The following is an 8,410-nucleotide window of genomic DNA, read 5'->3' as shown; positions in this document are numbered from 1 at the left end:
CGTGGCATACGGTTGTCTTCGCGGTTTGACGTGGCCCATGGCTGCATGGGCCTGGCAAGCTCGTGCGCACTCCGCACTGAAGGTCCTCTGGTCGGCTGCGCTATTTTAGTGCCTACGTCGCATAGACCCATAGAGACGGCGATGCGAGGCGGACATCAAAGATCGATGTCGGCCTGTTGTCCAGGTTGAGGTCGGGCTATGGCCGACAAAGTCAAATTGATCTAAATCGCGAGAGAAGGGCAGCTAGGCAGCGCTCGCCTCCGACTCCGTGATCCGTTAGAAATCGCCCACGGAAGCCGCAGCCGAAGTAATGGTGCCCGCCAGCAAGACCGACGGCCTCCTAAATCGAATCAGGTTGAGCAGATTGTGTAAGTCTGCGGTTTGCGCGAGATTTGCCAAACTCGACGAATGGCATTTCGATCAGCCGCCAAGACAACCACGCCATCGGCACCGTATAAACAACGGCCAGAGCGAAAGGGCCGCGGAGGATTGTACCAAGCTCGCGGCGGCCAATGACAATCCAATTGGGTGCAGCAAATAGAAGCTGTACGAAATGCGGCCCGTGAAACGTGCGGCGAAGGTATCCAAGACGGAAAAAAGGCGCGCTTCGCGGGCGTTTGCAACGAGATAGATTAGCGTGCCTGAGCGAGAGTTTCACCCAGGATCGTTAGCGCTGTCTGCTTCCGGAGGCCGCAGACGAAAAAAGGCACGATAGCAGCAACTGTGCCGCCGACGAGGAATTGCCGCAACCGCTCCGGCCGCGGCGCAAAATGCAGCAGAACCCCGACCACGAAAGCGTAGAGCGGCGCCAAGTTGGTGACGCCGCCGAGCAGATGGACATACGCTCCCCACCACGAGAGAGAAAATAGGACCGCGCACAGCACCAAGAGAGGGCGGGCACCGTAGCGTTTGTAGGCCAAAAAGCTCGCGAGGATGAGCGGAGATGCAAAACATTCGACCGTCATCGACCACATGACACCGTTGATGTCACTACGGATCATATCCTCGCCGAAAACCGGGAGCCGAGCCATTGCCCGTGGTTTGCCCGGAGACGGACTAGGAGACGATCAACGCGCGATGCACAGGGCCAAGGAAGGCAGCGATTTCGACCGCTTTTGGCCCGGTGTGTCCTTGCGAACGACAGTGGCGTCCGGATTGTGGGGGTGGACCGGACCAGCGCGGGTTCAGGGGCGACGTCGCAGTTTAGCTGTCCTTCGCCCGGTTGGACGTGGAGCAAAATTGAACTAAGCTCACGGCCCCTTAGGGGCACAGCATGAAACGCCGCCATTTCGTGACGCTTGTGGGAGGGGCGGCATTGATTTGGCCGGCGCTGTCGCTTGGACAACAATTCGCAAGGGTTTGGAAGATCGGGTATCTGGGATTTGGCGAAGCATCAAGCTGGACGAGCGAAGTGGAGGCTTTCCGTGCCGGTCTTCGCGATCTAGGATATGTCGAAGGCAGGAATCTCAGAATTGATTTTCAATGGGCCGAGCGAGTCGATCAAACGTTTGATCTCGCAAAGCAACTCGTCGACAGGAAGGTCGACGTCATTTTCGCACCTGCATCCACCCAGGTAGGGCCTGCCCGGCGCGCAACTGGCACTATTCCCATCGTTTTCGCTCAGCACGCAGACCCGGTCGGGCTTGGAGACGTGACGAGCCTCTCGCGGCCCGGCGGAAACATAACGGGCATGTCCATGCTTCTCACAGAAGTGTCCGTGAAGGAACTGGAGATCTTGAAGGAAATACTTCCCGGTGCCACGCGGGTCGGCTTGCTCTGGAATCCGACCACGCCTTCGCATCCGACCGCTGTTAAGGCGGTTGATCGCGCAGCACAAACGCTCGGAGTTGAGCTCGTCCACGCTTCAGCCAGCAGCGTCTCAGAAGTTCAAGACGCATTTCACACCATGGCACACAATCAATGCAACGGCGTTCTAGTGTTGTCATCGCCTCTATACACCGTGCAAGCTGAACTGTTGGCCGAACTTCAAATGAAGCATCAGTTGCCTGCCATATTCGCAAATAGGGCCAACGTGAAGGCGGGCGGGCTGGTCAGCTACGGGGCGGATCTGGACGATCTATATAGGCGTGCCGCTTCCTACATCGACAAAATCTTTAAGGGGGCTACGCCCGCTGAATTGCCCGTGGAGCAAGCTTCGAAATATTTCATGGTTCTCAACCTGAAGACCGCGAGGGCTCTGGGCGTCAATGTCTCCCCTACGCTGTTGGCCCGCGCCGATGAGGTCATCGAATAGGCACATCCAATTCTCGTGCGAGAGCCAAGTGTCACGGCGCCGGCCGGTGAGGTCCGGTGATCGCGGCAGAGCGGACCAGATTTGCTCAACCTGAGTTCTTCGCATTTTGACCCATCCGCGACATGGGCAGGTTCGGCCGACCAGCTGGCAGTGCCCACTGATGACAGTGCCGTCGCGTTTACATGCCGTCGACGCGGTTGATGAAACCTTGCCAGACAGCGGTCGGGTCGAACAGATGTTGCCAAATGTTGCCGAGCGTAAGCGCCGTCTAAGAACAAGTGCGTATCCGTGACGTGGACGGCCAAATTGCTTCCGAATGTCAGAGAGTGCATCGTCCCCTCGTCCAGATTATTAACGGTAACCTGTTCCCCGTTTATGTAGACCGAGTTGCGCTCGCCACCCGTAAGGCCCCGCGCCCAGCATTTCAGATCGATCGTCTCGGCATGTGCAGCCGTTGCAGCTAGCAGCGCTGCGACGATGATGGTTGCTTTCAGCTTCACAGTTATCTCGTCGCTTTGTGACGGCCCTGCCGGGGGGTTCGGACACGGCAGGACATTCGATGACTCTGCCGAAATTTCGGTGTCGCCTTCGAAGGATGTGCAGAGGACTCAGTCCGTTCAGAGATGAGCACGCGGCAATAGCCATCCCATGATCTTCTGATAGGGATCGCGACGACTGCGGACGAATGCATTCTCGTTCTGCTGAGCGGCGGTCCTGGCGAATTCAGAAATCCCCTTTCTAGACTGCCGTTTATCCTTCGGAAGCGTCGTCCATTGTCGAATGATCTTCCGGCGGGCTTCGCGTTGCTTTTCCCTTACGTCAGGCATCGGGACGCTCCTTGAAGAGGATTATTCCGGTCGACCTAGTATTGTTTGGCTCACTAGAACTTCAACGTCCAATCAGGAACTCTTGGCCCCTCTGATCGTGCAGCGCTATACACGGGGGCGAGTCTCATATTGGCTTTGCAGGCCCGCCGCCCTAGAATTGAGGCGATCGCAGGACGGGCGAAATGCAGTACGTTTGCGACGCGCCGAAGGGCAAGACCTGGTTCCGTATCGAGACGGAAGGTGAAGCGATGCATGAGTCGCGCCTGATGGGCCACACAGTTGAGCAATATTTCCGCCGCGAACGGGAGAAGGCGGTCCAGTCCTGGCATCCCGAGCGGCCCAACGCGATCGAGCGCGACATCGGCCTCGAGGCCCATATACAGCGAGAGATGCCGCTTTTCCTCACGCTGCGCGACAGCGAGGGCAATGCACTGACTACAGCGATGCTGCCACCGGGCGGCAAGGATCGCGGCGGGTTCCGGATCATCATCGTTGCCGCATCCAATGCCGATCCTTATCCGCAGCAGGACGCGGCCATCGCTGCACTGGGAGCGCATTTCGGTCTCACACTCGATCGCAACCGCTGCTTCCCCTACGGCCGCTAAGGAGCCTGACAAGTATCGCCGCTTGATTGGAGCGATGCCGGCTCATGGCCCGTGTGCGAAGTCCAGACCGGTTCACAGGTGGTCTGGTTGTGGGGGCAGATCTGAAGCGGCTCGCCCAGCGCGCGACCGCCGCGATTGGACTCTTAGCGGAGGCGCGTCGTCCTTGTAAGGTTGGCAATCTGTTTCTATTGGGCGGCGAGTTCGGCCAGGAAGCTGCTATCGCTGTTTCCGGGAATGGAGGCTCCTTGGGATGATTCCGGGCGGCGTCCCCTCGAACTCGGCCGCCTGACATTCGTCGGAGGCGCAGGCTTCGACGCGCTCGCGCAATACGGCGCGCCTGTGTTGGACCCCGGCTGACAGCCAGGAAATCGGAAAGGGCTCGGCATCGCTGCCGAGCCTTGTTATTGTTGAGCTCTTATGTGGGACTTAGAAGTCCATACCCCCCATGCCGCCGCCGCCCGGAGGCATGCCGCCCGCACCAGTATTCTTCTTCGGCACTTCGGCCACCATAGCTTCGGTGGTGATCAGGAGCGCTGCGACGGACGCCGCGTTCTGGATCGCGACTCGAACTACCTTAGTCGGATCGATGATGCCCTTGGAGACCAAGTTGCCGTATTCGCCGGTCTGCGAGTCGAAGCCATAGGCGTACTGATCCTTCTCGAGGATCTTGCCGACGATCACCGAGCCGTCCTCGCCCGCGTTGATTGCGATCTGGCGGGCCGGGTAGGACAACGCCTTGCGCACGATCTCGACCCCGGTCTTTTGGTCGTCATTTTTGGTGCGAATGCCCTTGAGGTGATCGGAGGCACGCAGTAGCGCAACGCCGCCGCCCGGCAGGATGCCTTCTTCAACCGCCGCGCGGGTCGCATGCATCGCATCGTCCACGCGATCCTTGCGCTCCTTGACCTCGACCTCAGTCGCGCCGCCGACGCGGATCACCGCGACGCCGCCAGCGAGCTTGGCGAGACGCTCCTGGAGCTTCTCACGATCGTAGTCCGAGGTGGTCTCCTCGATCTGCGCCTTGATTTGCGCCACGCGAGCTTCGATGTCGGCCTTCTTGCCGGCGCCGCTGACGATCGTGGTGTTCTCCTTGTCGATCATCACCTTCTTGGCGCGACCGAGCATGTTGAGCGTGACGTTCTCGAGCTTGATGCCGAGGTCTTCCGAGATGGCCTGGCCGCCGGTCAGGATCGCGATGTCCTGCAGCATGGCCTTGCGGCGATCGCCGAAGCCCGGAGCTTTGACAGCAGCGACCTTAAGACCGCCGCGGAGACGGTTGACGACGAGCGTGGCGAGCGCTTCGCCTTCGACGTCTTCGGCGATAATCACAAGCGGCTTGCCGCTCTGCACCACGGCTTCCAACAAGGGAAGTAGTTCATTCAATTGAGATAGCTTTTTCTCGTTGATCAGGACGTAGGCATCATCCATCTCAACGCGCATCTTGTCGGCATTGGTGACGAAGTAGGGCGAGATGTAGCCGCGATCGAACTGCATGCCCTCGACAACTTCGAGTTCGGTCTCGAGCGACTTGGCTTCCTCAACGGTGATGACACCCTCGTTGCCGACCTTCTTCATGGCGTCGGAGATGAACTTGCCGATCTCCGCATCGCCATTGGCCGAAATCGTGCCGACCTGGGCGATCTCGTCGTTCGAGGTGACCTTCTTGGAGTTCTTCTGCAGGTCGGCAACCACAGCCTCGACCGCGAGGTCGATACCGCGCTTGAGGTCCATCGGGTTCATGCCGGCGGCAACCGACTTGGCGCCTTCACGGACGATCGCGGCCGCGAGCACGGTGGCGGTGGTGGTGCCGTCGCCGGCCGCGTCAGCGGACTTGGAGGCGACTTCGCGCACCATCTGCGCGCCCATGTTCTCGAACTTGTCCTCGAGCTCGATCTCCTTGGCGACGGTGACGCCGTCCTTGGTGATGCGGGGCGCGCCAAACGACTTGTCGAGGACGACGTTGCGGCCCTTTGGGCCGAGCGTCACTTTCACTGCATTGTGGAGGATGTCGACACCGCGTAGCATGCGGTCGCGGGCGTCGACGCCGAATTTCACTTCTTTGGCTGACATGGTGGGTTTCCCTGAGTTTTTGACTTGGTCTCAGCCTTGATGAGGCGACCGGCAGGCACTTGAGCGATGCGAGCGGTGGATTAGGCGGCCTTCTTCTTGGAAGACATCTCGGTGAGAACGCCCATGATGTCACTCTCCTTCATGATCAACAGTTCCTCGGCGTCGATCTTGACCTCGGTGCCCGACCACTTGCCGAACAGCACGCGGTCGCCAACCTTCAGGTCGATCGGAACCAGCTTGCCGGCTTCGTCGCGGCCACCGGGGCCAACGGCGATGACTTCACCCTGGGAGGGTTTTTCCTTGGCTGTATCGGGAATGATGATGCCGCCAGCGGTCTTCTCTTCCGCGTCGATGCGCTTGACCACGACCCGATCGTGAAGCGGACGGAATTTCATGCTCTCCTCCTATCTTCTAGTCGTTTATATTTTTGAACAAGCAGTCGAAGCGAGCGAGTGCTAACCGCTCCGAAAATAAGCCGGCCTGGCCGGCATACAAGACAAAGCGACGAGGATTTCGAAAATCCATCGCCCTCACTGGAGGCTCGTTCAGAGCCACCTAAAGGAGCCATGGAATGAACTCTTGGCCGGCGTCTGGGTTAGCATGTTCAGGTACTATGATGCCGCGTCCAACGGCGGTCTAGATCCCGTCACGGTACGCGGAGAAGTCGGGAAATCCCATCCCTCTCGCCTAGCGAGATAACCTGAGCCGCAGCAGTCGAGCAACTTTCTTTAGAGATTCTCTCCCTCCGTCGAGAGAACAGCAAAACTACGTGTGCGTGTTGACGCTTCAGTGAGACTGTTTCAGTGAGTAGCTCTGGGAAGGTGCCCGCCTGTCAACCTGTCAACCGTGTCAACCCAAGAATCACCTTAGCTGGCTGGTGAAATTTCGGGGCGCGCTTGTGCCATACCGGATAGGGGCCTGGGAGGGACCCGCTTCGACCAGGAACATCATGCGGACCTCAGTGTCTACTGGCGACAACCGCCGCTATCGCTCGATTTTAGCCCTGGTCAGAAGGAGTGTACGAGGCGACAGCATCGGCAACCTGCTGGAAGAACAGGCTATAGGTGCCGTGAGCTGCGAAAAATGCTTGCCGAGAGGAAAAGTGTCCCAACGATGCTGGTGACCGAATTTACATCGAGCGGGGTGCCATTAAGCGCGCTGTAGCAAATGACGCCCACGAGCGAAAAGAGGGCCAGCACAAAGCGAATAACAGGCGTCGACGAGAGGTTGCCGAGGCGCTTAGCGAGACTGACCGCGGCGTTCAAAATGAACGGACCCAATAATGCAACAAGAGAGGTGATCATGTTGTTTAGATGAAGGATAATCGCACTTAGTAATTATACGCCCTGTCGAGCCTGACGAATGATCCTCTCCACATTGAGGATACCGGGGCAGGTTTTCCCGCCGTTGATTTGGCGGTGAGGGATTACATAGGTGGAATCGAGCGGGATAGACCACTTGGCTGCAAGGTACTGCGCCGGAGTACCTCAAGGCAATCGCGCCGAGCAGCTCGCGGTATGTCGGACGGCGACAGATTTGAGGTCTCGGCGTTTTCGGTGGCGGCTTTTGCCGTTGCCTTACAGACCGCAGCTTTTGTCGGTTCTTTGCCTGCCATCAAGACTGCGTCGACGGTCCGTCTACCGATACCCGAGTCGCGCTTCTCGGCGTCCCTGATCTGGCGGGCTTCGTGGATTTCTTTTCGGGAGAGGCCGACGTCGGCGGCTGTTGGAGCATTGTTCTCCTTTGAAACTTTGCTCACCCGGTCCCCGCCGGCCGACTGCACTTCGCCGCGCGCCTGCGCCGCATCATACTCGTCAGCAAGGCGCCGCTTCACCTGCGCCTCAATGTCCAGCGCGTCGGCTTGCGCACGCAAGGCGGCGCTAAGACTTAACGGACCGTTAGCGAGACGGAGGTAAGCTTCGGCTCGGCAACCGTTCGGGTCTGCAAGCAATGGAATTTCAAAGTGCGACACCCGCGGTTGTGGTGGCGATCCGCCAGCGTGATCTTCTGAACACCTGGCTGAGGCTCTACTTGCGCAATGAGGACGACCTTCCCGGAATTTCGGGGTACGAACCTGAACGCCTCAAAGAAGAAGCGGACGATCTCGTTTATTACACTATCGAAGCGTCCTGCACGCCGCCCGTGGTCACGATACAGAGCGAAGGCACTCGCATGTCGAGCGCTTATGGCGCGATCGGCAAAGGCCGCCGACTAGACGAGTACGTTGGCCCCCGGTTGGCGGCCTCTGTAATGCCCGTTTATCACCTATGCATCGAGCGGCGTCGGCCGGTATACACCGTCTCTCATCTGAAGGACGGCGAAGGTCGCGAGGTGGAGTACGAGAGGTTGCTTCTGCCATTTGGGCATGGCAGCACGGTGACTGACATCATCGCGTCGCTCAAAACCATCAGCATGGAAGGTCGCTTCGAGCTTCGAGACCTAATGAAGCGCACGGACATTGTAACAGCCCCAGCTGTGCGGGCCGTGATCGACCGCGACCTCGTAAACGCGCGCCCCTATCGCTCGGCCTCGTGGGCCGATGACCTCGTATTCGAGTGATTGGGTGTCTACCCATGGATCAGGACGAAGTGGCCGAGTGGTTTGTGCCGGCGCTCAGGCGAAGCTACGCTCGTCTGGCGGCATGGATGGTACGC

Annotated in this window: 8 protein-coding genes; 3 read left to right on the top strand and 5 right to left on the bottom strand. The window is 59.0% G+C overall.

Annotated features, from left to right (window positions below; genetic code table 11):
* Positions 1-632 precede the first annotated feature (632 nt).
* A complete protein-coding gene (locus XH80_RS03175; protein ID WP_271597301.1) occupies positions 633-1,001 on the bottom strand; it encodes a hypothetical protein in 369 nt (122 codons plus the stop codon).
* A 272-nt stretch (positions 1,002-1,273) separates the two neighbouring features.
* Here XH80_RS03175 and XH80_RS03170 point away from each other — a divergent pair, with 272 nt between their 5' ends.
* On the top strand, positions 1,274-2,254 hold the full coding sequence (locus XH80_RS03170) for an ABC transporter substrate-binding protein (RefSeq protein WP_271597300.1): 981 nt from the start codon (positions 1,274-1,276) through the stop codon (positions 2,252-2,254).
* A 617-nt stretch (positions 2,255-2,871) separates the two neighbouring features.
* Here the strand turns inward: XH80_RS03170 and XH80_RS03165 are convergent.
* The gene (locus tag XH80_RS03165; RefSeq protein ID WP_271597299.1) at positions 2,872-3,081 is read right to left on the bottom strand and encodes a hypothetical protein; all 210 of its coding nucleotides are present in this window, start codon (positions 3,079-3,081) and stop codon (positions 2,872-2,874) included.
* A 182-nt stretch (positions 3,082-3,263) separates the two neighbouring features.
* Between XH80_RS03165 and XH80_RS03160 the strand changes: the two genes are divergently transcribed.
* Positions 3,264-3,686, top strand: coding sequence for a hypothetical protein (locus tag XH80_RS03160; protein WP_271597298.1), 423 nt, complete (start codon positions 3,264-3,266; stop codon positions 3,684-3,686).
* 426 nt (positions 3,687-4,112) lie between these two features.
* On the opposite strand, the gene groL is transcribed toward XH80_RS03160, so the two are convergent.
* The 3 genes from groL to XH80_RS03145 all read right to left on the bottom strand — a co-directional run bounded on the left by groL (position 4,113) and on the right by XH80_RS03145 (position 7,629).
* A complete protein-coding gene (gene groL / locus XH80_RS03155) occupies positions 4,113-5,756 on the bottom strand; it encodes a chaperonin GroEL (RefSeq protein WP_271597297.1) in 1,644 nt (547 codons plus the stop codon).
* Between the two features lie 80 nt (positions 5,757-5,836).
* The gene (locus XH80_RS03150) at positions 5,837-6,151 is read right to left on the bottom strand and encodes a co-chaperone GroES (protein ID WP_271597296.1); all 315 of its coding nucleotides are present in this window, start codon (positions 6,149-6,151) and stop codon (positions 5,837-5,839) included.
* Between the two features lie 1,031 nt (positions 6,152-7,182).
* Positions 7,183-7,629 (bottom strand): hypothetical protein, encoded by a 447-nt coding sequence (locus XH80_RS03145; protein ID WP_271597295.1) that lies wholly within the window; start codon positions 7,627-7,629, stop codon positions 7,183-7,185.
* A gap of 77 nt (positions 7,630-7,706) precedes the next feature.
* Between XH80_RS03145 and XH80_RS03140 the strand changes: the two genes are divergently transcribed.
* Positions 7,707-8,315, top strand: coding sequence for a hypothetical protein (locus XH80_RS03140; RefSeq protein WP_271597294.1), 609 nt, complete (start codon positions 7,707-7,709; stop codon positions 8,313-8,315).
* The last annotated feature ends 95 nt before the right edge of the window (positions 8,316-8,410 follow it).

The sequence above is a fragment of the Bradyrhizobium sp. CCBAU 45384 genome, assembly GCF_028128665.1.
GTDB classification, from domain to species: Bacteria; Pseudomonadota; Alphaproteobacteria; order Rhizobiales; family Xanthobacteraceae; genus Bradyrhizobium; species Bradyrhizobium manausense.
Note: the sequence above shows the minus strand (reverse complement) of the source record. Positions and strands in the feature narration are given on the sequence as shown.

What these genes read in the sequence shown, in the direction of transcription:
- groL (WP_271597297.1), bottom strand. Translation starts at nt 5,756, where the DNA reads ATGTCAGCCAAAGAAGTGAAATTCGGCGTCGACGCCCGCGACCGCATG.
- XH80_RS03150 (WP_271597296.1), bottom strand. Translation starts at nt 6,151, where the DNA reads ATGAAATTCCGTCCGCTTCACGATCGGGTCGTGGTCAAGCGCATCGAC.
- XH80_RS03165 (WP_271597299.1), bottom strand. Translation starts at nt 3,081, where the DNA reads ATGCCTGACGTAAGGGAAAAGCAACGCGAAGCCCGCCGGAAGATCATT.
- XH80_RS03175 (WP_271597301.1), bottom strand. Translation starts at nt 1,001, where the DNA reads ATGATCCGTAGTGACATCAACGGTGTCATGTGGTCGATGACGGTCGAA.
- XH80_RS03140 (WP_271597294.1), top strand. Translation starts at nt 7,707, where the DNA reads ATGGAATTTCAAAGTGCGACACCCGCGGTTGTGGTGGCGATCCGCCAG.
- XH80_RS03170 (WP_271597300.1), top strand. Translation starts at nt 1,274, where the DNA reads ATGAAACGCCGCCATTTCGTGACGCTTGTGGGAGGGGCGGCATTGATT.
- XH80_RS03160 (WP_271597298.1), top strand. Translation starts at nt 3,264, where the DNA reads ATGCAGTACGTTTGCGACGCGCCGAAGGGCAAGACCTGGTTCCGTATC.